This window comes from bacterium, from assembly GCA_035691305.1.
Lineage (GTDB): Bacteria > Sysuimicrobiota > Sysuimicrobiia > Sysuimicrobiales > Segetimicrobiaceae > DASSJF01.
Window position 1 is genome coordinate 77705 of sequence record DASSJF010000041.1, and the last position, 26266, is coordinate 103970.

Below are 26266 nucleotides of genomic sequence, written 5' to 3' on the forward strand. Positions count from 1 at the left end.
CGTTTTCTCGGCATCGGGGTGCAACCGCCGAGGGCCGACCGGGGAGTTATGTTGACCCGCGGCCGCGAATATCTCCTGGTGGCGCCGTGGATTCCGTTCTTCCACGGCCTCGCGATCTTCCTTACCGTGATGGGGTTCGATCTGCTCGGCGACGGCCTGCGGGATGCGTTGGACCCGCGGCTCAGGCTGGTGGTGTAGAAGGGAGCCGACCGATGGACGAAACCGCGACGCTCTACGCCGCGACCGGGGAGCTGGCCGAGGCGATCGCCGTGCTGCAGAAGGCCTCGCCGGCGTGGGTCAGCGACGCGCAGAGCACGATGAATACCATGGATCCGGGGATCAAGCCGGTCTGGAAGGGCGCGCGCGTCGTGGGGCCGGTGTTCACGGCCCGGTGCCTGCCGGAGAGCATCATCACCGTCCACAAGGCGTTGCTCGAGGCCCCGAAAGGCTCGGTCATCGTCGCGGACGGCGGCGGCTCGCACCTCGGAGCGCTGTTCGGCGAATTGATGGCGACCGAAGCGCGCAACCGCGGCATCGCCGGGCTCGTCGTTGATGGTGCGGTACGCGACACCGAAGCGCTCGAGGCGCTCAAGTTCCCGGTGTTCGCGCGGACGGTGACGCCCCGCGTGGGCTCGAACCGGCGGCTCGGGGCGACCCAACTGCCGGTGGTGTGCGGGGGCGTGCCGGTCCATCCCGGCGATGTCGTCCTCGCCGCGCACGACGGCGTGGTCGTGGTGCCGCGGGCGCGGCTCGCCGCGGTGGTCGCGGCGGTGCAGGCGATCGAGAAGAAGGAAGCCGACCTGCGGACCCGCATGGGGCGCGGGGAAGGGCTCGCGGAGATGATCGGCATGATGCCGATCATCTACCCGAAGTGACGCGACGCCGCCCGCGCGCGAACGCGCACGCCTCGGCGGATCCGGGACTTCGGGTTCGCCACCACACGTTCTTCGGCTGCCCGCCTCGTGACCCGGCGGGCGGGCGCACCGACCTCGCGTTCCTCGGGGCGCCGTTCGATCTCGGCACAACGCTGCGGCCCGGCACCCGGTTCGGTGCCGACGCGGTGCGCGCCGCCTCGGCCTGGTGGCAGTACGCGCGCGACGACGGACGCGCCGCGCCGGCCGAGGGCTGGTACGATCTCGACGCCGGCCGGTGGATCCTCCGCGGTGTCTCGATGGCCGACTGGGGCGACGTGCGGATCACCCCGACCCACCTTACGGAGAACCTGGACCGCATCACCGCGGGCGTTCGCGCGATCCTCGAGGCGGGCAGCTTCCCCGTGCTGGTCGGCGGCGACCACGCCGTGACCTATCCGGCGATCCGCGCGTTCGCCCGCGGCGGGCCGCTGCACATCGTGCAGTTCGACAGCCATCAAGACTTCAACGACGAGCGCCACGGCGTGCGGTTCGGCCACGGCAACGTGACGCGGCGGGCCTCCGAGCTGCCGTTTGTCACCGGGATCACCCAGATCGGCCTGCGCAGCCTGCAGAAGTACACCGATACGCTCGAGGCCGGTCGGCGGTACGGCATTCGCACGGTAAGCGCCTCGGAGCTGCGCCGGGGCGGCCCGGGCGCCGCGGCGGCGGCCGTGCCCGCCGGCGTACGCTGCTACCTCACGCTCGACATCGACGGCCTCGACATCGCCATGGCCCCGGGCACGGGAACGCCCGAGCCGGGCGGTCTTACCTTCGCGGAGATGCGCGAGGCGGTTCGAGCGGTCGCAGGGCGGTGCACGATCGTGGGCGTCGATCTCGTCGAGGTCTCGCCGCCCTACGATTGGGCGGAGATCACGTCGCGGACGGCGGCGCGCCTTCTACTCGATACGCTCGCCGCGATCTTCGACGGCGGCGCTCCGCCGCGGTCCGCTACGCCACGGACCGCAGACGCGGGTCGAAGGCGTCGCGGATCGCGTTCCCGAGGAGATTGAAGCCGAGGACCGCCAGGAAAATCGCGAGCCCCGGAAACGTCGGGTACCACCAGGCGTCGACCATGTAGCTGCGCGCCTGCGCGATGAGGGCGCCCCACTCCGGGGTGGGCGGCTGCGCGCCGAGGCCGATAAAACTGAGGCTCGCGGTCGCCAGGATCGCGAAGCCGATGTCGATCGACGCCTGGATCACGACCGTGGTCCCGACGTTCGGAAGCAGGTGCTGCAGGAGGATACGGGGCCGGCCGGCGCCGAGCGAGACGGCGGCCAGGACGTACTCCTGCTCTCGTAGAGAGAGCAATTGTCCGCGCACGAGCCGCGTATACCACGGCCACCACGACAGCGCGATCGCGACCACGCTGTTGGACAGGCCGGGGCCCAGCGTCGCCGCGATGGCGATCGCCAGCACGAGGCGCGGGAAGGCAAGGAACACGTCGGTCGTCCGCATCAGAATCTCGTCCATCCAACCGCCCCAGTACCCCGCGATGAGACCGAGGCCCACCCCCACGACCATGGCGAGGATGAGCACGACCACGCCGACGGCGAGCGAGATGCGGGCGCCGGTCAGCACGCGGCTCAGCAGGTCGCGGCCGAGGTCGTCCGTGCCGAACGGGTGGACCGGCGACGGCGGGCGCAGCTTGTCGGCGGCGGAGATGTGGAACGGGTCATACGGCGCCGCCGCGGGACCGGCGAGCGCCACCGCCGCCAGCAGCGCGACGATCACGGTGCCGATCCAGGCCGACGGGATGCGGGCGAGCAGGCGAAAGGAACGGCGCAGGTAGGTCGTGCCGTGCCCCGCCGAGGGCTTAGTAGCGGATACGCGGGTCGACGACAGCATACAAGAGGTCCACGCCGAGATTGACCAGCACGAAGGTGAGCGTCAGTAGCAGCGACGTCCCCATGATCGCGGAGTAGTCGAACGCCGTGATCGCGTTCACGCTGTACAGCCCGACGCCCGGCCAGTCGAAGATCAGTTCCACCAGGAACACCCCGCCGAGGAGGCCGCTCGTGTAGAGCCCGAGCACCGTGATCACTGGGATGAGCGCGTTGCGCAGGCCGTGGTGGATGAAGACGCGCGACGACACGAGGCCTTTCGCCCACGCCGTGCGGATGTAGTCCTGCGACAGTGCCTCCATCATCGTCGAGCGGGTGATGCGCACCGTCGGCGCGAGCGAGGTGAGCGCGAGCGTAAGGCTCGGCAGCGCGAGGTGTCGGACGGCGCTCCAGAGGTCGCCGAGGTTGCCGGTCAGCAGGCTGTCCACGACGTACAGGCCGGTGACGTGGGCCGGGGGCGCCGCGGTGATCGCCAGCCGGCCGGAGAGCGGAAACCAGCCGAGGGCCCGTACGAAGACCAGCTGCAGCAGAATGCCGAAGAAGAAGATCGGGAACGACAGCCCGCTGACGCTGAGCACCTGCGCCACGAGGTCGATCGGGCCGCCGGCCTTGACCGCGGAGATGATCCCGAGCGGCACGCCGAGCACGACGGTCAGAAACATCGCCGCCGCCGTCAACTCGATCGTGGCGGGGAAGTACGCGAGCAGATCGCTGAGGACCGGGGTGTTGGTGAGCATCGACACCCCGAGGTTGCCGCGGGCCAGCTTCCCAACGTAGATGAGGTACTGTTGGGGAAGCGGCAGGTCCAGGCCAAACGCGTGCCGCACGGCGGCGACGGCCTCAGGGCCCGCGTGCTCGCCGGCGATCAGCTTCGCCGGGTCGGCCGGCACGAGATGCGTCAGCACGAAAAGGAGAAGGCTCACCCCGATCAGCAAGGGCGGGATCAGGGCGAGCCTTCTCAGCGCGTAGGCGGCCACGGCCCCTCCGCGGGGCTAGGACGGAACGCTACGTCTTCGAAATCGCGTACACGTCGAACGTGTTGCCGAGCCACGGGTTGTAGCTGTAGCCTTGGACGTTCGCGCGCATCGGCACGCGGTTGACGAGCGTGCCGATCAGGATCGCCCCCGCCTCCTGGACCACGACCTTTTGGGCGTCGCGGAACAGCGCGACGCGCTTGCCTTGGTCCGTGATCTGATTGGCCTGCTTCATCAGCGATTCGACCTTGTCGTTCGCGTAAAAGCTGAAGTTCCATCCCGCGGTGCCCCACCCGTCCCGGCCGAAGGTGGCGTCGAGCATCGACGACGGGTCGGCGTAGTCGGGATAGTTGCGGACCGGTAGGAGGTCCGGCGCGGTCTCCGGCTTCCCGGCCTTCTCCAGCAGGACCGACGACGTCATGGACTGGATGTTGAGGGTGATGTTGAGCGTCTTGAGCGAGTTCTGGAGAATCTCCGCGGCCTTCTGGAACGTCGGATCGCCCTGGAAGAGGAACAGGCTCAGCGTGAAGCCGCCGTTGGGCTTGCTCGACTCGCTCAGCAGCTGTTTGGCCTTCGCCATGTCGAACTTGTACGGTTTGTCGGACGCCGACAGATGCGACGGGTCGCTCGGCGGCAGCGGGCCGTACAGGGGCGCCAGGTTGCCGTTGAAGATCAGGCTCTTCGCGCTCTCATAGTCGAACGCGTACGACAGCGCCTGCCGGATCTTCATGTCGTTGAGCGGCGCGCGCTGGCAGTGCATCGCGATGTAGAAGATGCGCTGGGTCTGGAACGACGCCACTTTGATGCCGGGCTCCTTGGCCAGCGCGTCGATGATGTCGGGCGCGACGACGGTCAGGATGTCGGCGTCGCTCCGCTCGAGCATGAGGCGCTGCGTCGAGGCCTCCGGTGTGATCTTGTAGATCACCGTCCGCACGTGATTGCCCTGCCAGCCGCCCCAATAGTCCGGGAACGCCGAGAGTACGACCTGCCCCGCGCCTTTGTCGTAGCTCGCGATGCGGTACGGGCCGGTGCCCGCGTCGTTCGCGGCGAGCCAGCCCTGGCCCATGTCGGTTCCGGAGGCGTGCGCGGCGACCGCGGCCGGGCTAACCATCAAGGCACCGGAGATCGCCGCGAGCTTCGACAGAAATGCGGCGTCGGGGCCGGTCAGGTTAAAGCGCACCGTCAGCGGATTGGGTGTGTCGATCGTGTCCACGACGCCCTTGTACGCGTAGCCCATGCCGCGGTTGATTTTGATCAGCCGCTCGACCGTGCTCTTGACGGCCGCCGACGTGAACGCCGTCCCGTCGTGGAACTTGACGCCGGACCGCAGCCGAAACGTCCAGTGCTTGGCGTCCGGCGTGCTTTCCCACGAGGTCGCGAGGGCCGGCACGATCTGCGCGGTCCCGCCCTTGAGCGTCACCAAGCCTTCGTAGACGCCGCGCGTGATCCGGACCGTGTTGTCGTAGACGATGTTCGGATCGAACGTCTGCACCGAGGTGTCCTGCGCCACGACGAGCGTGGTTGGGCCGACGCCGGCGGCGGCCGCCGGGGTCGGGCGGAGCAACTCCCGGGCCCCGGCGGCGCCGGAACCGACCGCGGCCGCGCCGAGTCCGGCTGCCTTGAGGAACGAACGACGAGATATCCCAGACCGCGAGCCAGATTGCGCCATGCGACTTTGCCTCCCCAGTCGTTCTCGTGGTTCGTAAAGCTCCGGTGATGGGTGTAACGCGGATGTGCCTCGGGAGGTTCGCGGTGGGACGGCGCGGTCCTCCGTCGGGAGAGGGGGGCCGCCGGAACACACCGAAGTTGCTCAACCCTGCACTTATCGGCGGTCTCTCAGAGGCACGCGATCGTCGCCGCGGCGTTCGGGGCGGCCGACGTGATCGCTCGAATCCGCGCTGAACCTGAAGGAGGCGGAGCGATGAGTGGTACGGCTGAGATCACGGGGTGGAGCGACGCCGTCCTTGAAGGGCGCGTGCTCGACGGCGTCTCGCTGAAGGTGCCCTGGCGGGTCGTCCAGGACTTCTCGAGGCTCGTGCGGCTCTCCGGCTCGCCCGAGGAGCGCCGCGCGTTCGAGATCCTGATCGGTCACCTGGACAAATGGGGCGTGCCGCACCAACTGCACGAGCCGATGTGCTTCATCTCGATCCCCGGTCCGTCGAGCGTCCGGTGCAGCGGGACCGTCTACCGCGCGAAGACGCCGGCGATGTCCGTGTCCACGAACGGGCAGGACGTCGCCGGCGAGCTCGTCTACGTGCCGGGCGCGAGCGCGGACAGCGCCTACGACGTGTTCTCGAGCGGCGTCGAGTTCGGCGGCGCCCGCGTCGCCGGCAAGATCGTGCTGACCGAGGGCATGGCGTCGCCGGGGAAGGTGAGGGACCTGATGGCGGCCGGCGCGCTCGCCGGCATCTTCGTGAACCCCGGCCGGAACATCCACGAGGGCATCTGCACGACGATCTGGGGCGCGCCCGATCTCGACTCGGCGCCGCGGCAGCCCTCGATTCCGGTGGTCGCCGTCAACAACCCCGACGGGCAGGCGCTCATCCGCGCCGCCCAGCAGGAGGCCCGCGCGTCGGTCGCCACCCAGCTCGACACCGGCTGGCGGCGGATCCCTGTGCTGGTCGCGGAGATCGAGGGCCGGCAGGCGCCCGACGAGTTCGTGCTGCTGCACGGACACCTCGACGGCTGGCACTACGGCGTGGGCGACAACGCGACCGGCGACGCAACGCTCTTGGAGATGGCGCGCGTCTTCTGGCGGCACCGCCGGCGGCTCGCGCGAACGCTGCGAATCGCGTGGTGGTCCGGCCATTCCCACGGCCGGTACGCCGGCTCGACGTGGTACAGCGACGCCCATGCCGTGGAGCTGGCGCGCGGCGGGGTGGCGCAGGTCAACTGCGACTCGCCGGGCTGCCGGTGGGCGACGACGTTCAATCACCTGACCGCCATGAGCGAGACCGTTCCGCTGGTGGAGGCGACGATCCGCGCCGTCGCCAACATCACCCCCGAGCCGGAGCGCCCGCCGCGCGCCGGCGACTACTCCTTCAACGACATCGGGCTGTCGTCGTTCTACATGCTGAGCTCGACGATGTCGGAAGAGGACCGCGCCGCCAAGCAGTACTACGCCGTCGGCGGGTGCGGCGGGAACATCGCCTGGCACACCGAGGACGATACGATGGAGATCGCCGACAAAGAGAACCTGCTGCGGGACATGCGGGTGTACGCGGCAACGGTGCTTCGCGTGCTGAACGCTCCGGTGCATCCTCTCGACTGGACGCGGACGGCGGCCGAGTTCCGCGAGACGCTCGGGCGATACAGCCAGGCGGCCGGGGACCAGTTCGACTTCGCGCCCGCCCGGGCGGCGCTCGACGCGCTGCGATCTTCGCTCGAGAGATTCTACGGAAAGGCGCCCGGGCGGGGGACGGCCAAGGCCGCGGCGGTGCGGCGTTTCAACGCGGCACAGCGGCGCCTCGGCCGCCTCTTGATCCCGGTGAACTACGGCCGGATGCCGGCCTTCTGGCACGATCCGGCGGTCAACGTGCCGCCGCTCCCGGATCTCGCGCCGGCACTGTCCGCCCCGCGGGCGGCCGGGAACACCGCCCAGGAGGGCATCCTGCGCGCGCACCTGACCCGCGGCCAGAACCGCCTGGTCTGGGCGCTCGAGCAGGCGCGGGAGGTCGTGGAAGCCTAGGCGGCCGACGCCAGACAGCTTTCGACGATCCAGCAGGCGGTCCGCAGCGCGTCGAGCACGGCGTTGCGGCCGCGGACAAGGTCGACGCGGAGAAACTTCGCCTCGTTGCCGTCCGGCGGCAGTCCGGCGAGGCGTTTGGCCGCGGCGAGCCGCGGTAGAAACACGGTGTCGAGCGCGGGGTCGTGGGCATAGGAGCCCGCGACGGTGTACGTCGCGGGGATCAGCGTCCGTCCGAGCCGGGCGAGGCAGGCGTTGATCGCGTGGGCCTGCGTGGCCGCGGCGCCGCCCGCCGTGCCGGCCAACCGGCCGCACAGTTCCTCGAGGCGTCCGGCGGCCGAAATAGCCGCCGTCAGGTCGACGGACGGTCCCGCTTCCGCGGCGAGCGTCCGCAACTCGTTCCGCAGGTCGGCGGCCGCGGCGGCGTAGTCGAGCGGAAGCACCGGGTCCGCGAGCAGCCGCTCGAGGGCGAGCGCGAAGATCTTCGCGTCCCGCACGAGCCGCTCCGGATCGATCTTGTCGAGCGTATCGTGCGGCGTGTGCCACCACCAGCCGAGGCTGCCGTCTTCTTGGTGTGAGAGCGAGCCGAAGAGCGACGGGATGCCGATGCCGAGGAACGACTGATCGGAGTCCCGGCCTACCCGCTTCGGCGTGAGTGCCGCGCCCGCGATCTGCCGCACCGCCCATACGCCCAGGCCCGCGGTCTGCGGCATCGAGTTCGTTACGAAACGGTCGGCTCCGGCGCCGCCCACCGAGTCGATGTTGACGTGCGCGACGCAGTGCTCCGCGAGGTCGAACCAGTGGTTGTCGGCGTACCAGGCCGACGAGGAATACCGCCCGTGCGAATGGCCCGACCACATCGCCACGCGCATGCCTCGCCGCCACACGGAGCGCCGCCCGGCGAGCACGCGGGCCACTTCCAGCGTCGTCGCATTCGCGCTGCCGTTGTCCATCGCCCCGAGGTGCCAGCCGTCCAGGTGCCCTGAGAACAGCACGAACGTCCCCGGGTCGGCGTCGGGGTGGCCCGCGGCAAGGTCGGCGAGCACGATCGGCGTCTTGGTCCATCCGGTTCGCACTTCGGCCGTCAACCGGACGGCGGTCCGTCCTTCGGTGCAGAGCCGCTGCAGCGCCCGGCCGTCCGCCTGGTGCACCGAGAGCATCGGAATGGTGGGCAAGGTGCCGGCGGTGCTCGGGGCGGGGTTGCCCCACACGGGCGAGACGCACATCTCGTGGGCGTGCCGGCCGCTGACGAAGATGAGCCCGGCGACGCCGACCTGCGAGCCGAGCACGGCCTGCTCCGGCGTCGCGAGGTCGTCGACGAGCGCGATTTTCCCGGCGGCGCCGGCGCGCGCGTAGTCTTCGGGGCGGCCTTTGCCCACGTCGACGAGATCCGCGGCGACGCCCTCGGGGCCGGTGGGGCGTCCCATCGAGTGCGTGATGCAGAAGACCTCGCGCGCCGCGGGCAGCGTGACCTGCAGGGCCGCAGGGCCGGGCAGGCTGATGTAGGCGTCGTGCACGACGATCTGCGTACGGTAGCCGAACGCACGGAGCTGCGCTTCCGCGTACTCGGAGGCACGGTATTCATCTTCGTTGGAGGAGAGCCGCGTCCAGCGTGCGAGCTGCCGGTTGTGCTCGACGAGGTTGGGCTGCGAAACCTCGTCCGCAGCGGATCCTATGACGTGCGCCATTACGGGAGCACGATCGCGTGGGTGGCAAACTGCGGCGGCCACACGAGCGCGCGCGTGTTGGGGGCGATCCACTCCCAGATCACGCTCGACGCGCGCAGGTTCTCTCCCGCCGCGGCCGTCCCGGGCGCGCCGAACCGGAGTCCCGCCCCGTTGGGCAGCGCGCCCGCGGGCAGGTTTGCGGCGCGCGCCGCCTCCGCGATCCCGGCTGCGGAGAGGTCGCGCGCCCGCGGCAAGACCTCCTCGAAGAGCGCCAGGCCGCCGGTGAAGCCCGAGAGCGCGGGCTCCCACAGCGGATGGCCGTACCGCTCCCGGAAGGTCTGCCGCGCCCAGAGGAGGGCCTGTGCCGCATGCGGCGTGAGTGCCCGAGTGGGGAGCAGATCGCCGGTCTTGTCGGCGGAGAAGACGCCGACCGCGCCCGTGCCGAGCCGCCGTCCGAACTCCGGCATGATGTAGGCCGAGCAGCCGCCGATGTTGACGGCGAGCGGCACGCGCGCCTTCAAGATCGCCCGGCGCAGCGCCACCGCGTTCTCCATGTAGGCCCCGACGATGAGCACATCGGTCCGGGCGTCCGCGATCTCGCGGGTGAGGGCGGCGTAGTCGACGTGCCACGGATCGAACGGGAGACCCGCGGCGAGCGGCAGCCCCGATCGGTGGATCTCCGCGATTTCCCCCCGGGCCTCCGACCGGCCAAACGCGTCGTTCACGTAGGCGACCGTATAGCGAAGCGGGCCCGGCCGGTGCAGGCGCGGCGCGAGTCGATCGCGCACGAAGGCGACGGCCTCGCGGCCGAGCACGCCGCCGCTCGGGGCGACGCGGAAGAAATGCGCGCCGGGCCGGGCTTCCGCGGGGATCTCGCCGACCGCGCCGGTCTCCCAGTAGACGACGCCGAGCCGTCCGGCGGCCGCCGCGCCCGGCCGGGCGATGACGCTCCCGTAGGTGCCGGCCATGACGGCAACGCCGCTCTCCGCCAGCTGCTCGACCGCGTCGGGCGCCGCGTCCGATGACGGCGCGGACGCGAGCCGGATTTGGACCGCCCGGCCCCCGATGCCCCCGTGCGCGTTGACGTAGGCCGCGGCGAGGAGCAGGCCGTGGTACTCGTCGACGCCCGCTCCCGGCGCCGCCTGCGGCCCCTCGACGGGATAAATGGCGCCGACGACGATCGACCGCCCTTGGCCGGCGGCGGGCATCCCCGCCGTGAACGCAAGGAGAAGTACGGCTGCCGCGATGCGCCGCATCAACCAGTCACCTCGGACCCCGTGGACTTACCTCTTCGACGGCACGTTCTACCTCGGCACGCTGCAGAATCCCTGTGCTTCGATGCGGAACGCGTGGTTGAAGCGGCTGCGGAAGTTCTCGAACGCGATGTGCGCCGTCAGCTCCACGAGCTGGTCGGCGGAGAACTGCCCGCGCAGCGCGGCGAACAGCTCATCCGTCGTGTCGCGTCCGGTGATCGTCACCGCGTCCGCGTACGCGAGGACCAGCCGTTCGACCGGCGTGAACACCGGACTGGCCGCGTAGCCGGCGAGGTGCGCGAACTTCTCATCGTCGATGCCGGCCGCCTGTCCCGAGGCGGTGTTGATGTCCACTCAGAACGGGCAGCCGTTGAGCGACGCGACCCTGACGTAGACGAGGTACTTGAGGCCGGGCGGGATCAGCGCCGCCTCGCTCATCGCTTTGCTCCACGCCTTGTACGCGGTCAGCAGCGCGGGGTGGTGTGTCCACACCGTCGTCGTGTTCAGCGGGGTGCCGAACCGCCGCGTCTCTTCATCCAACATGCGGCGGACCGGCTCGGGCAGCGCGGCCGGATCCGGCGGGTCGAGACGGCTCGTTTTGTGCGCCTGCTCGGGGGGCATGCGAGACCTCCGTACGCGTGTAGGCGGATCGCCGTACAGACTTTCGGCGGCGCGCCGGCGGACCCTACTGCCGCAGAAGGTTGCGGGCGACGAACAGGACGTTCGCGGGGCGCTCCGCGAGGCGCCGCATCAGGTACGGATACCACTCCGGGCCGTGCGGCGCCGCCACGCGGACACGATAGCCCTGCCGGGCCAAGTCGAGCTGCAGCCGCGGACGCACGCCGAGCAGCATCTGGAACTCGAACGCGGCCGGCGGAATGGCCCGGCGCGTTACAAACTCAACGGTGCGGCGGATGATCCGGTCGTCGTGGGTCGCGACCGCGGTGTACGCCTGCGCGCTCAACGCGCTTTCGACGAGCCGCACGTAGGCGCGGTCCACGTCGGCCTTGCGTGGATAGGCCACGCCCGCCGGCTCGAGGTACGCGCCCTTCACGATACGCACGTTGGGCGCGAGCGGGAGGAGATCCACGAGATCGCGCTCGCTGCGGTAGAGGTACGATTGGAGCACGACGCCAACGCGATCGTGGCCGGACTCCCGCAGCCGGCGGTAGATTCGCAGCGTGGCGTCGACGTACCGGGACTCCTCCATGTCGATTCGGACAAAGTTGGCGTACCGCGCGGCGTGCTCGACGAGCCGCGCGGCATTGCGGTAGGCGACGTCTTCGCCGAACTCGAGCCCGAGGTTCGTCAGCTTGACGGCGATGTTGGTCTGCAGCCGTTCGCCGTCGATCCGGTCCAGCACGGCCATGTATTGGTTCACGATCGACTCCGCGACGCCGGCGTCCGTGACGCCTTCGCCGAGTACCGTCGTGTTCGTGAGCAGTCCGTCGCCGTTGAGCCGCCGCAGCACGGGGACGCACTGGTCGAGCGACTCGCCGGCGACGAACCGCCAGACGCCGATCCGGCCGCCGTGCCGGTGCGCCGCCGCCGCCAGCCGGGGCGAATGGGCCGCGGCCAGCAGCGCGTGCCGGAGGAGGGATGCCTGCGGCACTAGCGTCCGAACGACGCCGGCTTGAGGTCGACGCCGTCGGGGTCTTTCAGGTAGCCGGGCTTCCGGCCCGCGACCCCCGTCACGCCATACTGCCAGACGATCCGCTTGGTCTGCCGGTTGAGGATGATGACGCGGTTGTTGTCGTCGTCGTTCAGAAGGATGTTGCCGTTCGGCAGCTCGACGGCGAGAGACGGATGGTTCAGAACTCCCGGACCGGACTTCGGCGCGTACGACCACAGCAGTTTGCCGGTCCTGGAGACGACGACCACTTTGCCGGGATGCACATAATCCACCGTCAAGTACTCACCGGCGCGGGTGAGTTGCGTGTCCGATGCGTAGACGACCGGCAACGGGGTCCGGCGGACGATCTGTCCGGTCGCCAGGTCGAGTTCCGAGGCGCTGTGCCGGCCGATCTCGGTGACGAGGAGACGGCCGTTCGGCAGCGGCGTATCGCCGTTCGGCGACATGAAGTGCCCCGGCGCGGCGTCGCATCGGCCGGTCCTGCCGAACTGCCGCTGGATGCGGTGGGCGGGCGGGGGATCGAAGAGCAGCACACGGCAATTCTTGATGTCCGCGACGACCACCCGGCCGTCGGGGAGCTGGTAGGCATCGTCCGGCGTATTGAGATAGCCCGGCGCGCTGCCCGGGTGACCGGCGTGCCCGTATTCCCAGACGATCCTGCGCGTCGCGTAGTCGATGATGGCGATCGTGTGGTTTTCTTCCTGGTTGGTGATGATCGTGCGGCCGCCCGGCGTATAGAACGCGTCGTCGGGGCCGAGGAAGGTCTGGCCGGGCGCGAGATCGCCGGGCCGCGGGAACTCCCACACGATACGCTTGTCGGGCGTCACCTCGATGATTCTGTCGTTGTCCGCGTCGGCGATGAGCACATTGCCCGTGAGACCGGCGGCCTCGTCGGCGGCCGGACCGGCGTGTGCGGCGCCGAGCAGCGCCGCGAACAGGGTGATGAGAGGGGCATAGACCCACGATGTCCGCCGAAGCACGAGCGTCCTCCATGTTTTGCGCGTCGCCCGCGGTCCGCGGGCATTTCCTACACTCTAGCGCCGCCGCCCGGGCGGGAACATCGGGTCGAGGTTTGATGCGGACATCGGGTGCGGCGGAACGCCGCGCGGCAGGAGCCGGCCGATGACCCCGCCGTTCGCCGCGGACGCGGCGCGGATCCGGGAGGCGCCGCGGGCCGCCGGCCTTTCGACGCCGGTCGCGGCCGTCAGTCGCCGAACCTGATGCCTTGCGCGAGCGGGAGTTCGCGAGACCAATTGATCACGTTGGACTGCCGCCGCATGTAGGCCTTCCACGCGTCGGAACCCGCCTCGCGGCCGCCGCCGGTCTCCTTCTCGCCGCCGAAGCCGAGCCCGATCTCGGCGCCGCTCGTGCCCACGTTGACGTTGGCCATGCCGCAGTCCGACCCGGCGGTGGAGAGGAACCGCTCGGCGGTGAGCAAGTTGGTCGTGAAGATCGCGCTCGACAGGCCCTGCGGTACCTCGTTGTGGATGGCGATCGCCTCGTCCAGCGTCCCGTATTCCATTAAATAGAGGATCGGCGCGAACGTTTCTTCCCTTACGATCGGCGTCTGCCGCGGCATCCGGACCACAGCGGGCGCGGCAAAGCACCGCCCCTTTCCCGGGAGGCGGCGGCCGCCCGTGAGGATCTCTCCACCCTCGGCCTTGACGGTCTCGAGCGCGGCCATCATTGCATCCACGGCGGCCTCGTTGAGGAGCGGGCCCATCAGCACGCCTTCTTCCATCGGGTCGCCGATCGTCACCTGTTCGTACGCCTTCACCAGTCGGCGCGCGAGGGCGGGGGCGATGCTGCGATGCGCGATGATCCGCCGTGTGGTCGTGCAGCGCTGTCCCGCGGTCCCGACGGCGCCGAACACGATGGCGCGCACCGCGAGGTCGAGGTCCGCGTCCTCGGTCACGATGACGGCGTTATTCCCGCCCAGCTCGAGGATGGAGCGGCCGAGCCGTCGGGCCACGCGTTCCGCGGCCTGCCGGCCCATCCGCACCGAGCCGGTGAACGAGAGGAGCGGCAGGCGCGCATCGTCGAGCATGCGCGCGCCGATCGTGTCGCCGCTGCCGATGACGAGGTTGAACACTCCGCGCACGCCGTGGTCGGCGGAGACCCGGTTTGTAATTTGCTGGACGGCGACGGCGGTCAACGGTACCGCCGAGGCGGGCTTCCAGACCATCGTGTCGCCGCAGACCGCCGCGATGGCGGAGTTCCAAGACCAGACAGCCACCGGAAAGTTGAACGCGGTGATGATGCCGACGACGCCGAGCGGATGCCACTGCTCGTACATCCGGTGCCCCGCGCGCTCGGACTGCGTGGTGACCCCGTAGAGCTGCCGGGAGAGGCCGGAGGCGAAGTCGCAGATGTCGATCATTTCCTGCACTTCGCCCATGCCTTCGACCTTGATCTTGCCGTTTTCGAGCGTCACGAGCTCGCCGAGCGGTTCCTTGAGCTCGCGCAGCGCCATGCCCAGGTCGCGTACCACTTGGCCGCGCTTCGGCGCGGGAAGCGCGCGCCAGGCTTGGAACGCCTCCCCGGCGGCGCCGACCACCGCGTCGTAGGTGGCGGCCGTCGCCTGCACGACGCGGGCGATCGCCTCGCCGGTGGCCGGGTTGTACGAGACGAGCGTTTCCCCGCGCGGATCGGAGAGCCAGCCGTCGGGGCCGGTGCAGGCGCCGGGATTGACGTCGCGTAGATTGAGCTTGTCCAGGAGCGTCTTCATGATGCCGAAGGTTTCAGGGCGACGGAAGCGATTCCTACGCGGAGGGCTGCCGGTGCCTCCGCCGCCGGCGCCCAGGATCGTGAGGGGCGCGCTGTGAAGATTGACCCCGGTGGAGCGCCGTCAGGTTCTTGGCACCTCCGCTCGGGCCCGCCGGCCTAAGTCGGTTCCCCCGGGGGTCGCGAAGCCGAAACGCCGGCCTCACGGGCATATCCGTGGAGGGACGGTTTTGGGCCGGAGCGAACGGAGCGGCACCCGGGCATGAGCACCCGACAGAATGTCTCAATCGGCTGAGCCCCACCCGGCCGCGTCGCCGTCCCGGTTCGCGCCGGCCTGGCCTGCGTTCGGGGGCGCGCTGCTGACGTCGCTCGCGACGAGCGCGGTCGTCGTCCTGCTGCATGAGTCTTATCCGACGCGCGCGTTTACGTTTCTCTACCTGCCGGTCATCGCCGTCATCGCCTATCTGGCCGGCCGCGGTCCCGGCCTGCTCAGCGCGCTGATCGGTCTCTTCGGCGCGTGGTACGTGCTGCTGGGACCGGCACGCGGCACCGCCGTCGACCCGGGGCTGATCCTCTTCGCGCTGCTGTTCGCGGCCTCCACGATTGGGCTGAGCGAGGCGATGGCGCGCCTGCGGCGTCAGGCGCAGTCTTCGCGGGAGCTCGCCGCGATCGTGGAGTCCTCGGACGACGCCATCTTCGCGAAGTCGATGGACGCGATCATCCTTACTTGGAACGCCGGCGCGGAGCGCATGTACGGCTACACCGCCGCGGAGGCGATCGGGCGGCCCGTGGCGATGCTGACGCCGCCCGACCGCGCCGGCGAGATCCCGGCGCTCATCGCGCGCCTCGCGCGTGGCGAGCCGGTCGAACGCTACGAGACCACCCGGGTGAAGAAGGACGGTACGATCCTCGATGTCTCGCTCACGATCTCTCCGATCCGGGACACCGTCGGCCGGCTCGTCGGGGCGTCGACGATCGCGCGCGACATCGCGGAGCGCAAGCGCGTCGAGCGGCAGCAGCAGTTCCTGATCGAGGCGGGCGATCTCTTCACCGCCTCGCTATCGGTTGAGAGCCTGCTGCGGGGCGTCGCGGCGCTGCTCGTCCCGCGTCTCGCGGATTGGTGCGCCATCGACATCATCGACGACGCCGGCGAGCTGCAGAACGTCATCGTGGTGCACCGCGATCCCGCCAAAGTGGCCCTCGCGCGGCAGCTGCAGCAGCAGACGGCCGCGGACCCGCGGGTCCGGGAGGGCCGGTGGCGGATCATCAACACGGGGCGGCCGGAGCTGCTCGAGGACATCCCGGATGAGATGCTTGTCCAGGCGGTGTCCGATCCGGGCGTGCTGGCCACCCTTCGCGGGTTGGGTCTACGGTCCTCGATCGCGGTTCCTCTCAGCGCGCGCGGGCGCGTGATCGGGCAGATGAGCCTGATCACGGCGGAATCGGGGCGGCGGTACCGCCCCGAAGATCTCGCGTTCGCCGAGCAGATCGCCCACCGGGCGGCCCTCGCCGTGGACGCCGCCCGTCTGCACGAAGCGGAGGCCGCCGCGCGCCGGACGGCGGAGCAGGCCGCCCGCCGGATCGGACGGCTGCAGGCGTTCACCGCAGCGCTTTCCGAGGCGCTCACGCCCGAAGAGGTCGGCGAGCTCACGCTGCGGCAGATGGCCGAAGAAGCCGGCGCCGCCGCGGCCGCGCTGTGCCTGGCTGCCGACGAAGCGGAGAACCTGGCGGTCGTCGCCGTGCTCGGGTATTCACCGGAGCTCCACGATCGCTGGTGGCGCGAGCCGCGGCGGATCCTGCCGCTCGTCGACGCGATGCGGAGCCAGCGGGTGGTGTGGTTTCCGTCGTGGCAGGTCTTTCAGGCCAGCTACCACGAACCGGAGCCGCCGGCCGATCCGGTGCGGCGGGGGGCCCGCGCCGCGATCCCGCTGATGCTGCACGGCCGCGCGCTCGGCGCGATGTACGCCAACTGGGTCGAAGAACGGCGGTTCTCGCCCGAGGAACTGGAGTTTATGCTGAGCCTCGGCCGGCAGTCCGCCCAGGCGGTCGAGCGCGCCCGCCTCTACGCGCGCGCGCATCAGGTCGCGACCACGCTGCAGCGGGCGCTCCTACCCGCCGACATCCCGCAGATGCCGGGCATCCGCGTAGACGCGGCCTATTTGGCGGCGACGCGGGCGGCCGACGTCGGCGGCGACTGGTACGACGTCTTCCGGCTGAACGACGGCCGGCTGTGCGTGGCGATCGGCGACGTCGTCGGTCACGGCCTTCAGGCCGCGGTGATGATGGGCCAGGTCCGCCAGGCGATCCGGACCGCCGCGCTGGAAGGCCATGAGCCGGCCAAGGTACTGTCCCTCGCCAACCACGTCCTGGCCCTGAACCGCCAGGAGGGCATGACGACGGCGATCGTCGGCCTGTACGATCCGCTCGCGCTGACCTTCACGTACGCCGCGGCGGGCCATCCGGCGCCGGTTGTCGCCGAGGGCCCGCGCGTGGTCACGCTGACATCCGGCGGGCTGCCGCTTGGGTTCCTGGACGCCGGCTCGCTGTCGACCTGGACCGTGCAGCTCACGCCCGGGTCACTGCTCGTGCTGTATACCGACGGGCTGATCGAGTTCGGCCGCGACGCCGCGGCCGGCCATGCCGCGTTGGTCGCGGCTGTTCGGGCGGAGCAGGCCGACGCGTCCCCCGATCCCGCCCACCGCATCCTGGACCGCATACTGTCCGGAAGCCAGGCGCGCGACGACGTGGCGATCGTCGCGATCGCGCTCGCGCCCGGCCCCGTGGACCGGCTCGACGTTACGCTTCCGGCCGAGCCGTCGAGCCTGCGCCTCGTGCGGCAGGCGGTGGCGCAGCTGTCCGCCGGCGTCGGCCTCGACCCACGGCGGTCGTTCGATCTCAACGTGGCCGTCGGCGAGGCCGTGAACAACGTGGTCGAGCACGCCTACGGGGCGGCCACCGGCACGATCCACGTGCGCGCGTACCGCGAGGATTCGGTGCTGCGGGTCGAGGTGGAGGACGCGGGGCGCTGGCGGCGCGACCGTCCGGACAACCCCGGCGGTCGCGGGTTCAATCTGATGCGGGCGCTTACCGACGGCGTGCACGTCGTCACCGGCGAGAAGGGCACGATCGTCCGGCTCACCATGCGCCTCCAGCCGGCGCACGCCGTTCTGGCGGGGCCCTCCGTCGTCGGGCCGGCTTCCCCGGCGCCGGCGGCCTTCCGGATTCCGGAACTCTCGGCGAAGCCGTCCGCGCCGGCGCCGGTCGAGGACGCCGTCGATCACGCGCCGCCGCCCATCGAAGCCGGCGAGAATAGGGCGCCCGGCCCGCAGGCCGGAACCCTCGGTGCCGCGCGGATCGACGTGCGGACGGAGAACGGCACGCCGGTTGTGACGCCGTTCGGCGACCTGGATCTGTCGAACGCGGTGCGGTTTCTGGAGACTTTGGAACGCGTCGCCGCGGACGCCCGGGGCCTCATCGTCGTCGTGCTCGACGGCGTGTCGTACTTCGACAGCCAGGGCGTGCGCGCGCTGCTGCGCGCGCAGCAGCGGCTCGTCGCCTCGCGGGTGCGGCTCGCCATCGTTGCGCCGGGCGGGTCGATGGTTCGCCGTTTGATAGAGGTCGCCGGGCTCGGCACGGCGATCCCGTTGTTCAACACCGTGTCGGAGGCGCTCGCGCGGCGGGACGCCTGAGCCTTGTCTCAGCCGCCGATCAACCGAGACGGGCGCTTCGTCGAGGCGTTCGCACCCTCCGGCTGAGGAAATATCGAGGCCCGCGGCCTGTCCGGCACCGCGGGCCTCGGCGGCCTTTACAGCCGCGCGATTCGTGTTACTGAAGGATCAGGTGACCAGTCGCCCACATCGCCAGTCCGGCGAGCAGAAGCAGCGCAACAAGCATCGTCGTTACCTCCTCTCGCTTTGCTCTCCCACCCGCCCTCATTTTTCCCAGACTCAACCGTCACATTGTGCGGATGTTGTGAAGAGTGGCCCCCCGAACGCGGTTTCGCGGCGGGGGTCTATGCGGAGCCCGCGACGCGTCCTTCGTCGCGCACGGCCGCGCGCGCGGCCCGCGCGCTCTGCTGCACGGGCCCGAACCACCGCGCAAGGAGATACGCTCCAAGGCTGAAGGTCGGGACGAAGAAACTCACCGGCAGCGAGGTGAGCACCGCGCAGACGATGCCGCCGAGCGTCGCGCCGAGAGCGATCAGCGTGCTGTACAGCGTGATGCGCGCCGGGCGCAGCGTGAGACGCTGGGCGGTGCCTGCCGGGGCGATCAGCAGCGTGAGGACCAGCAGGACGCCGATCACCTGTACCGTGACCGTGACCGCGAGCGCCAGCACGAGCAGGAACAGGGTGGAGAGAAGCCGGACCGGGACGCCGCGCGCGTCGGCGACCTCCGGGTCGATGCTCGCAAAGCGGAGCGGCCGGCCGATGACCGCGAGGCCCGCGAGCGCGACCGCGCCGACGACCGCGGCCCGGATCACGTCGTCCGTGCCGACGGCGAGGATCGATCCGAAGAGAATGCTGAACGCGTCGGTCGAATAGGTACGGTACAGGGTGAGAAACAGGACGCCGCACCCCGTGGAAAAGGCCAGGACGCTCCCGATCGCGACGTCGCGCTCGCGCAACCGCACGCCGAGCGAGCCGAAGCCGATCGCGGCGAGAAAGCTCGCCACGAGCACGCCGAGTTCGATCGGCAGCCTCAGGAACACCGCCCCCGCCGCGCCGGCGAACGATACTTCGGCCAGGCCGTGCACCGCGAAGCCCTGGTTGCGGAGCGTCACGAAGGGCGCGACGCTGCCGGCCACGATCGCGGTGACCGCCCCCACCATCAGCGCGTTGTGGACGAAGCCATACTGCCAGATCGAGGCCGGCGTCATGCGCGGTTGCGGGCGCCCGCGAGCCGGTGCGCGGGTTCGTCTTCGTGCGCGTGGGCGCCGAGGTCGGCCCCGAGGATCACGAGGCGCCCGGCGTGTCGCAATACTTCAACGGGCGCATCGTACAGCCGGCTGAGGGTCTGCGCGGACAGCACGTCGTCGACCGGTCCCAGCGCCCATCGGTGCGCCGCCAGCAGCAGGACGCGGTCGGAGAAGGGCAGGACCGGATTGATGTCGTGCGTGACGAAGACGACCGTCGCTCCGCGGCGACGGTTCCAGTCCGAGATCAGCTCGACCACCGCGCGCTGATAGTAGAGGTCCAGACTCTGCAGCGGCTCGTCGCACAGCAGCAGCGCCGGCCTCGCGACGAGCGCCTGGGCGACTCGGAGGCGCTGCTGCTCGCCGCCCGACAGGCGCCCGACCGGCGTGTCCGCGTACGGTCGGGCGCCGACGAGGTCGAGCGCCTCGTCGATGCGGGCGCCGGATTCCGGGGTCCTGATCGGCGGGCCCCAGCGGTGTCCGTCGAGGCCGAAGCCGACGAGATCGCGGCCCAGCACCGGCAGGTCCGGATCGATCGCGCGGTACTGGGCCACGTATCCCACGTTCGGATCTCCGCGCCGCGGCGCGCGCCCGGCGAGGCGCACCGCGCCGGACGTCAGCGGCTGCAGGCCGAGCAGGACACGGAGCAGGGAGGTCTTGCCGGCGCCGTTGGGCCCGAGCACGACGAGAAACTCGCCGCGCGGGACGGCGAAGGTGAGGTTCTCCCAGAGCCGGCGCGCGCCGAACGCCAGCGTCGCGGATTCGGCGGCCACCGCCGTGTCGGCGCTCCGCGCCGTGCCGCTGCTCGAGAGGATCCCGCCGCTCATCGTTCCCTGCTCAGGGCCCGCTCGATCTCGTTCAGCTGTTTGATCATCCAGTTCTGATAGGTGAGCCCCGGCGGCAGCGTCTCCGACACACCGACGACCGGCACGCCGAGGCGGGCCGCGTCCTTCCGGATCCGCTCCGTCACCCTGCTGACCGTCTGGACGTTGTAGACGAGCACCTTGATCTCGTGGAGGTGGAGTTGATCCTGCATCTCCGCGATCGCGCGGGCCGGGGGATCTTCGCCTTCTTCCACGGCTTTCTGGAACTCCCGCGACGTGAGGGTCTCCATGCCGAGCGCGACCGCCATGTTCTCGAAAATCGGCTCCGTCGCCCCGATCGGCGCGCCCGCAAACTTGGCGCGGATCGCCGCGATCTCGGTCCGAACGGGCCTGTAGGCGGCGTCGAAGCGCAGCAGCCGGCTTCGGTACGATTGGGCGCCCGCGGGGTCGACACGCACGAAGAAGTCGGTGAAGGCGCGCGCGAACTTGGGCATGATCGCCGGATCGTACCAGATGTGCCAGTTGTCGCCCGCTTTCTTGCCGGTGATCCGGGAGACGTCCAGCACCTCGCGCGTCGAATTCGGCGTGGCCTTGAGCAGCTTGGGCATGAAGCCGTCGTATCCGAGGCCGTTGATCACGACGAGCCGCGCCCGGCCGATCGCGGCCATGTCGCGCACGCTGCTCGCATACTCGTGCGGGTCCGCGATTGGATCGCTGATGATGCTCGTTACGGACGCGCGGCCGCCGGCGATCTGGGCGATGACGTCTCCGTAGAAGTTCTCGGCGGCGACGACCGTAATCTTCGCCGGGGCCGCCTGAGCGGCATCGACCCACGGCCGTCCGGCCCTGCGGCCGAGCAGCGCGATCGCCGCGGCGGCGGCGCCGGCCAGTACCGCGCGTCTCCCGAACGAGGGTGTCACCGAGGTTCCCGTCGACGCGGGCCTCTCGTCGCGAGGCGTGCCAAACGGGTCCGGTCAGCCCGCCCGCTGGCAGCTCTGACAGAGCCCCAAGAGATCGAGACGGTGTCCCTGAACGAGGAACCCGGTGCCGCGGAGTCGCTTCCCGGCAAGCGAGTCCAGGAGGCAGCCGTCGGTGGCTTCGATCGTGCCGCAGCGCCGGCAGATCGTGTGGTCGTGGTGACGGTCCGACAGCCCGAAGTGGGCGACGCCGCGGATGTCGACCTCTTCCACGAGGCCGGCCCTCCGCATCCGCTCGAGGATGCGGTAGGCGGTGACGAGACCGAGCCCGTCGGTGCGGCGTTGCGCACGCTGCCAGACGTTCTGACACGTCGCGAGGTGGCGGCCGGCGGCAAGAGTTTCGAGCACCGCCACGCGCTGCGGTGTGACGCGCAGGCCGGCGCGGCGAAGCAGGGCGTGGAGACGATGTCGGGTCACCGTCCACCTCCGGGTCTGGACACCGCGTTTCTTCCGATAGTTATTTTCTTATGAAAATGACTGTCGTCTACACTCGACACTGTAGCGGAGCGGCGGCCGCGCGTCAAGCGAAGCGACAGAGGCTAGGGGCTCAGCAGGCGGCCGTGCGGCGCGGACGGTATCACCGCGGCCGCCGCGAGATCCACGGCGGTGATCGCGAGGCCCGTCGGGATGAAGGAACGCCGCCGTGTTCGTGGGAAGGAGAGGTGCATGATCATACGCGCATCGTACGACCTGCTTCCGCTTCAGATTTTCCTCGGCACCTTGGCCGTCCTCGCGTTCGTCGCGGGGGCGGATGCCGCCGCGCAGCGCCATCCGGTCGCCGTCATCCACACGACCCTCGGCGACCTTCGCTGCGAGCTGTTTCCGGACAAGGCGCCGAAGGCGGCGGGCAACTTCATCGGCCTCGCCACCGGCAAGAAGGACTGGGTGGATCCGCGAACCGGCAAGGCCCAGCACAACAAGCCGTATTACAACGGCATCGTTTTTCACCGCGTTATTCCCGGGTTCGTGATTCAGGGTGGCGATCCGACCGGAACCGGAACCGGCGGCCCGGGTTACCGCTTCGAGGACGAGCTGCACGCCGATCTGGTCTTCGATCGCCCGGGACGGCTGGCCATGGCCAACGCCGGTCCCAACACCAACGGATCGCAGTTCTTCATCACGGAGGCGCCGCTGCCCGGTCTCAACCCGTGCCTCGACGAGGCCGGCTGCGTGCGGGGCGGCCGCCTCGTGCCGAAGGGCACCGGCTATACGATCTTCGGCCAGTGTGACGACAAGTCGGTCGAGTTGGTCAAGCGCATCGCGCGGATGCCGCGCGACGCCAACGACCGCCCGGAGCAGCCGGTGGCGATCACGCGCGTCGAGATCATCGACGCGCCGTAGCGGCTCGGACGGCGCCGGCATGGCCCAGCGCGTCGCGGTCGTCGGTGGGGGAGCCGTCGGCAGCTCGGTCGCCTACTTTCTCGCGAGCCATCCGCGGTTTCGGGGCAGCGTCGTGGTGATCGAACGCGATCCGAGCTACCGCTACGCGTCGTCCGCGCTCTCGGCGAGCGCGATCCGCCAGCAGTTTTCCACGCCGGTCAACATCGAAATCTCCCGCTTCGGCATCGACTTTCTGCGGCATATCGGCGCGCATCTTTCGGTCGGCGGCGATCGCGCCGACGTCGGGCTGGCGGAGCCCGGTTACCTCTTTCTCGCGACCGCGGCAGGCGTGCCGGTGCTCGAGCAGAACCACCGGGTCCAGCGCGAGCACGGCGTCGACGTGACCCTGCTCACCCCGGGGCAGCTGGCTCGGCATTTTCCGTGGATGAACGTCGGGAGCATCGCCGCCGCCTCACTCGGCCTCTCGGGCGAAGGCTGGTTCGACGGGTACGCGCTGCTGCAGGCGTTTCGCCGCAAGGCGTTGTCGCTCGGGGTCACCTACACGGCGCAGGCCGCGGCCGGGTTTGTCCGGGCCGGACGGCGCGTGACGGCGGTGACGCTGGCCGACGGGTCGACGGTGCCGTGCGACGCCGCGGTCAACGCGGCGGGACCGTGGGCCGCCAAGGTCGCGGCGATGCTCGAGATCGATCTGCCGGTGCGCGCGCGCCGCCGCTGCGTGTTTCTGTTTGCCTGCCGCACCGGGCTGCCCGGCTGCCCGCTCGTGATCGACCCGTCGGGCATTTGGTTCCGCGCGGACGGGCCGAACTTTCTGACGGGCGCGCCGCCGCGGAGCGGCGAGCCCGATCCCGACGACGCGCCCCTCGACGAAGTGGACGAACGGTTATTCCCCGACCGCATCTGGCCCGTGCTCGCCGGACGGGTCCCGGCGTTCGAGGCGGTCAAGGTCTTGAAGAGCTGGGCCGGATACTACGAGTACAACACCGTGGACCACAACGGGATCGTCGGACCGCATCCGGCGTACGAAAACGTCGTCTTTGCCAACGGCTTCAGCGGGCACGGGCTGCAGCAGTCCCCCGCGGTCGGCCGCGGCGTCGCGGAGTTGATCGTCGACGGCGGCTACCGCACCCTCGACTTGACCCCGCTTGCGTTCGACCGGCTGCTCCAGGGCCGGCGCCTCGTCGAGCTCAACGTCATCTAGTCTCGTTCACTCCGACCGCTGCACCGATACGATCGGATGTTCCCGGGCCGGCGGCGCCTGTTCGAGCCCGACGCGGCCGATCGCGATGTCGGCGACAAAATAGTTTTCGCCCCGCACCGGGGAGCCCGCCAGCCGTCGGCGCGTCGCGAGCTGTCCGAGGTGCGTCAACGCGTCCGCGATCGGTCCCTGAAACAGCCGCTCCGCGGGCGCCTCGATCGGCGCCGGCGAGGCGAGGTAGGCGTCGAACGCCGCGAGCGCGCCGAAGAACCGCTCCACCTCGCCCCCCCACTCGCCGGGCGCCGAATTGTGCCACGCCGACCGGCCTGTGGCCATCGACAGGGCCCAACCCATGAGATCGCCCATGTGCGAGAGGATGCGCGCCGGCGTCATCGCCGTCGGCTCCGCGAGCAGGAAGCCGCCGAAGCCGGGCGGCGCGTCCCGCACGGTTTTCGCGGTCCGGTAGGCCAGCGTTGCGAGGCAGTGCCGCAGCCACGTGCGCTCATCCATCATGGCGTCGAGGTCACCTCCGTCGTGTGAATCGCGCGCGGCCGGTCGAGCAGCCCGCGCGCCGCCTGGACGATGCCGCCCGGCAGCGCGATCACGATCGCGATGAACAGCAGGCCGAAGATGAGAAGATGGAGTTCGCCGAGCCGCAGGGCCAGCGCCTCCCGCAGCGCCAGGAAGACGAGCGCGCCGGCGATCGGGCCGGCCACCGTGCCGACGCCGCCGAGATAGACGATCAGCAGCGGATCGAACGTCCAGAGCGGGCTGAAGGCGAAGCTCGGATAGAAGCCGACGTGGTAGTAGGCGAAGACGCCCCCGGCGGCGCCCGCGAGCGCGCTCGAGATCACGAACGCCGCCAGCGTGTGTCCGTACGCGTTCACGCCGACGCTCTCGGCGACCGCTTCGTCTTCGCGCACGGCCACAAGGCCCCGGCCGAATCGCGAGCGCGCGATCCACGCGGCGGCGCCGGTGGTGACGGCCGCGAGGCCGAGGGCCAGATAGTAGCGCGGCGCGAGCGTGTACGCGGCGAGCGCGCGCGGCGGCAGCGCGGCGATCTCGGGCAGCACATTGCCCGCCGTGATCCGCAGAATCTCCGCGACGGCGAGCGTGCCGATCGCGAAGTACGGCCCGCGAAGCCGCAGCGCCGGCGCGCCGATGAGGACTCCCGTCGCCGCCGCGACGCCGGTGCCGGCCCCCAGCGCCGCGGCGATCGGCGTGCCGGCCGTCCACAGAAACCGCGTCGTCAGCGCACCCAGGCCGAAGAGCGCCGCGTGGCCGAGGTTGACCTGGCCGCTGAACCCGCCGAGTACGTTCCAGGACTGCGCCAGCGCGATGTACAGCAGCACGAGGAACGTCCAGGAGAGGACGGCGCGGCTGTGCGTGAGGACCGGAAGAAGCGCCGCCGCGACCGCGGCGGCGGCGAGCGCCGCGCCGCCGAGGGTCAGGCGGGCGTTCGTCATCCGCGCGCGAACAGGCCCTGCGGCCGGATGGCGAGGACGGCCAGAAACAGGACGAGGCCCGCCACTTCCCGGTAGGCGTTTCCGAGCAGCACGCCGCTCACGGATTCCACCACACCGAGACCGAGCCCGGCGATGAAGGCGCCGGCGACGCTGCCGAGCCCGCCGAGCACCACGACGATCAGCGCCTTGAGCGTCCACGCGAGGCCGATCGATGGACTGACCGCGTCGGTGACGGCGGCCAACGTTCCGGCGACACCGGCGAGCGCGCTCCCGAGTCCGAACGCCGACAGAAAGACCGCCGGGACCGGGATACCGGCCAGCGACGCCGCGTCGACGTCCTCCGCGGTGGCGCGGATGGCCTTGCCGGGGTAGGTGTGGTGCAGGAAGACATGCAGCGCGGTCACCGCCACGAACGCGACGGCCAGCGCGCCGAGCCGCGCGAGCGGAATCACGACCGGACCCGCCGGCAGGACGCCGCCCGCGTAGGCGGTCGTCACCGCCCGCTCGTCCCCCGTCCACGCGGCGAGCGCGATCGTCTGGAGCACGAGCGCGAGGCCGAACCCGATCAGGATGGAGTCCTTGAGCTTCGTTTCCTCCGCGGCGCGGAGCAGCCGGCCGAAGAGCACGCGGTAGAGCAGCATGCCGACGAGAAACAGCGCCGCGCCGCCCGGCAGCACCGAGACGAACGGATCGACGTGCCAGAGGGTGAAGAACCAGAACGCGGCGTAGCCGCCGAGCATGATCAGCTCTCCGTGGGCGACGTTCAGCATCTTCAGCACACCGAAGACGAGCGTGAGACCGACCGCGGCGAGGCCGTAGAGCGCGCCGATCAGCAGGCCGAAGACCGTGCTCTGCATGAG

General features: G+C 70.4%; 23 protein-coding genes. 6 read left to right on the plus strand and 17 right to left on the minus strand.

The window, feature by feature from the left end; genetic code table 11:
• The first annotated feature begins 212 nt into the window (after window positions 1-212).
• Both VFL28_07800 and VFL28_07805 read left to right on the plus strand, forming a co-directional pair.
• On the plus strand, window positions 213-875 hold the full coding sequence (locus VFL28_07800) for an RraA family protein (GenBank protein HET7264556.1): 663 nt from the start codon (window positions 213-215) through the stop codon (window positions 873-875).
• The gene (locus VFL28_07805; protein HET7264557.1) at window positions 872-1924 is read left to right on the plus strand and encodes an arginase family protein; all 1053 of its coding nucleotides are present in this window, start codon (window positions 872-874) and stop codon (window positions 1922-1924) included. The genes VFL28_07800 and VFL28_07805 overlap by 4 nt, the downstream gene beginning before the upstream one ends.
• Here VFL28_07805 and nikC read toward each other — a convergent pair.
• From nikC to VFL28_07820, 3 genes are read right to left on the minus strand one after another with little or no spacing between them, the layout of a single operon-like run.
• Window positions 1863-2759: a nickel transporter permease gene (gene nikC / locus VFL28_07810; GenBank protein HET7264558.1), complete on the minus strand. Its 897-nt coding sequence runs from the start codon at window positions 2757-2759 to the stop codon at window positions 1863-1865. The genes VFL28_07805 and nikC overlap by 62 nt on opposite strands.
• Window positions 2728-3732: an ABC transporter permease gene (locus tag VFL28_07815; GenBank protein ID HET7264559.1), complete on the minus strand. Its 1005-nt coding sequence runs from the start codon at window positions 3730-3732 to the stop codon at window positions 2728-2730. Before VFL28_07815 ends, nikC begins: the two co-directional genes overlap by 32 nt.
• Window positions 3733-3760: 28 nt before the next feature.
• Window positions 3761-5398: an ABC transporter substrate-binding protein gene (locus tag VFL28_07820; protein ID HET7264560.1), complete on the minus strand. Its 1638-nt coding sequence runs from the start codon at window positions 5396-5398 to the stop codon at window positions 3761-3763.
• 252 nt (window positions 5399-5650) lie between these two features.
• Between VFL28_07820 and VFL28_07825 the strand changes: the two genes are divergently transcribed.
• A complete protein-coding gene (locus VFL28_07825; GenBank protein ID HET7264561.1) occupies window positions 5651-7417 on the plus strand; it encodes a M28 family peptidase in 1767 nt (588 codons plus the stop codon).
• On the opposite strand, the gene VFL28_07830 is transcribed toward VFL28_07825, so the two are convergent.
• From VFL28_07830 to VFL28_07860, 7 genes are all read right to left on the minus strand, one after another.
• Window positions 7414-9102, minus strand: a complete 1689-nt coding sequence (locus VFL28_07830; GenBank protein ID HET7264562.1) for a M28 family peptidase — start codon at window positions 9100-9102, stop codon at window positions 7414-7416. The two genes, VFL28_07825 and VFL28_07830, sit on opposite strands and share 4 nt — an antisense overlap.
• Window positions 9102-10337, minus strand: coding sequence for an ABC transporter substrate-binding protein (locus VFL28_07835; protein HET7264563.1), 1236 nt, complete (start codon window positions 10335-10337; stop codon window positions 9102-9104). The genes VFL28_07830 and VFL28_07835 overlap by 1 nt, the downstream gene beginning before the upstream one ends.
• A 48-nt stretch (window positions 10338-10385) precedes the next feature.
• Window positions 10386-10688: a hypothetical protein gene (locus tag VFL28_07840; protein HET7264564.1), complete on the minus strand. Its 303-nt coding sequence runs from the start codon at window positions 10686-10688 to the stop codon at window positions 10386-10388.
• The gene (locus VFL28_07845; GenBank protein ID HET7264565.1) at window positions 10689-10955 is read right to left on the minus strand and encodes a hypothetical protein; all 267 of its coding nucleotides are present in this window, start codon (window positions 10953-10955) and stop codon (window positions 10689-10691) included.
• Window positions 10956-11019: 64 nt separating this feature from the next.
• Window positions 11020-11946 carry a proline dehydrogenase family protein gene (locus tag VFL28_07850; GenBank protein ID HET7264566.1) on the minus strand — a complete coding sequence of 309 codons (927 nt, stop codon included), beginning with the start codon at window positions 11944-11946 and terminating at the stop codon, window positions 11020-11022.
• On the minus strand, window positions 11946-12947 hold the full coding sequence (locus tag VFL28_07855; GenBank protein HET7264567.1) for a PQQ-binding-like beta-propeller repeat protein: 1002 nt from the start codon (window positions 12945-12947) through the stop codon (window positions 11946-11948). The genes VFL28_07850 and VFL28_07855 overlap by 1 nt, the downstream gene beginning before the upstream one ends.
• Before the next feature lie 224 nt (window positions 12948-13171).
• The gene (locus VFL28_07860; protein ID HET7264568.1) at window positions 13172-14695 is read right to left on the minus strand and encodes an aldehyde dehydrogenase family protein; all 1524 of its coding nucleotides are present in this window, start codon (window positions 14693-14695) and stop codon (window positions 13172-13174) included.
• Between the two features lie 274 nt (window positions 14696-14969).
• On the opposite strand from VFL28_07860, the gene VFL28_07865 reads away from it, so the two are divergent.
• The gene (locus VFL28_07865; protein HET7264569.1) at window positions 14970-18380 is read left to right on the plus strand and encodes an anti-sigma factor antagonist; all 3411 of its coding nucleotides are present in this window, start codon (window positions 14970-14972) and stop codon (window positions 18378-18380) included.
• Window positions 18381-18703: 323 nt separating this feature from the next.
• Here the strand turns inward: VFL28_07865 and VFL28_07870 are convergent, their stop codons facing one another.
• From VFL28_07870 to VFL28_07885, 4 genes are read right to left on the minus strand one after another with little or no spacing between them, the layout of a single operon-like run.
• A complete protein-coding gene (locus tag VFL28_07870; protein HET7264570.1) occupies window positions 18704-19567 on the minus strand; it encodes a metal ABC transporter permease in 864 nt (287 codons plus the stop codon).
• Window positions 19564-20430 (minus strand): ABC transporter ATP-binding protein, encoded by an 867-nt coding sequence (locus tag VFL28_07875; protein ID HET7264571.1) that lies wholly within the window; start codon window positions 20428-20430, stop codon window positions 19564-19566. Before VFL28_07875 ends, VFL28_07870 begins: the two co-directional genes overlap by 4 nt.
• Window positions 20427-21347 carry a zinc ABC transporter substrate-binding protein gene (locus VFL28_07880; protein HET7264572.1) on the minus strand — a complete coding sequence of 307 codons (921 nt, stop codon included), beginning with the start codon at window positions 21345-21347 and terminating at the stop codon, window positions 20427-20429. Before VFL28_07880 ends, VFL28_07875 begins: the two co-directional genes overlap by 4 nt.
• A 54-nt stretch (window positions 21348-21401) precedes the next feature.
• Window positions 21402-21821: a Fur family transcriptional regulator gene (locus tag VFL28_07885; protein ID HET7264573.1), complete on the minus strand. Its 420-nt coding sequence runs from the start codon at window positions 21819-21821 to the stop codon at window positions 21402-21404.
• A gap of 249 nt (window positions 21822-22070) precedes the next feature.
• Here VFL28_07885 and VFL28_07890 point away from each other — a divergent pair, with 249 nt between their 5' ends.
• Both VFL28_07890 and VFL28_07895 read left to right on the plus strand, forming a co-directional pair.
• The gene (locus tag VFL28_07890; GenBank protein ID HET7264574.1) at window positions 22071-22745 is read left to right on the plus strand and encodes a peptidylprolyl isomerase; all 675 of its coding nucleotides are present in this window, start codon (window positions 22071-22073) and stop codon (window positions 22743-22745) included.
• Window positions 22746-22764: 19 nt separating this feature from the next.
• The gene (locus VFL28_07895) at window positions 22765-23943 is read left to right on the plus strand and encodes an FAD-binding oxidoreductase (protein ID HET7264575.1); all 1179 of its coding nucleotides are present in this window, start codon (window positions 22765-22767) and stop codon (window positions 23941-23943) included.
• Window positions 23944-23949: 6 nt separating this feature from the next.
• On the opposite strand, the gene VFL28_07900 is transcribed toward VFL28_07895, so the two are convergent.
• Genes VFL28_07900 through VFL28_07910 form a run of 3 tightly spaced genes read right to left on the minus strand, consistent with a single transcriptional unit; the run spans window position 23950 to window position 26263 of the window.
• On the minus strand, window positions 23950-24453 hold the full coding sequence (locus VFL28_07900) for a hypothetical protein (protein ID HET7264576.1): 504 nt from the start codon (window positions 24451-24453) through the stop codon (window positions 23950-23952).
• Entirely contained in the window at window positions 24450-25406 is a 957-nt protein-coding gene (locus tag VFL28_07905; GenBank protein HET7264577.1) for a branched-chain amino acid ABC transporter permease, read from the minus strand. The genes VFL28_07900 and VFL28_07905 overlap by 4 nt, the downstream gene beginning before the upstream one ends.
• On the minus strand, window positions 25403-26263 hold the full coding sequence (locus VFL28_07910) for a branched-chain amino acid ABC transporter permease (GenBank protein ID HET7264578.1): 861 nt from the start codon (window positions 26261-26263) through the stop codon (window positions 25403-25405). Before VFL28_07910 ends, VFL28_07905 begins: the two co-directional genes overlap by 4 nt.
• Window positions 26264-26266: the final 3 nt, after the last annotated feature.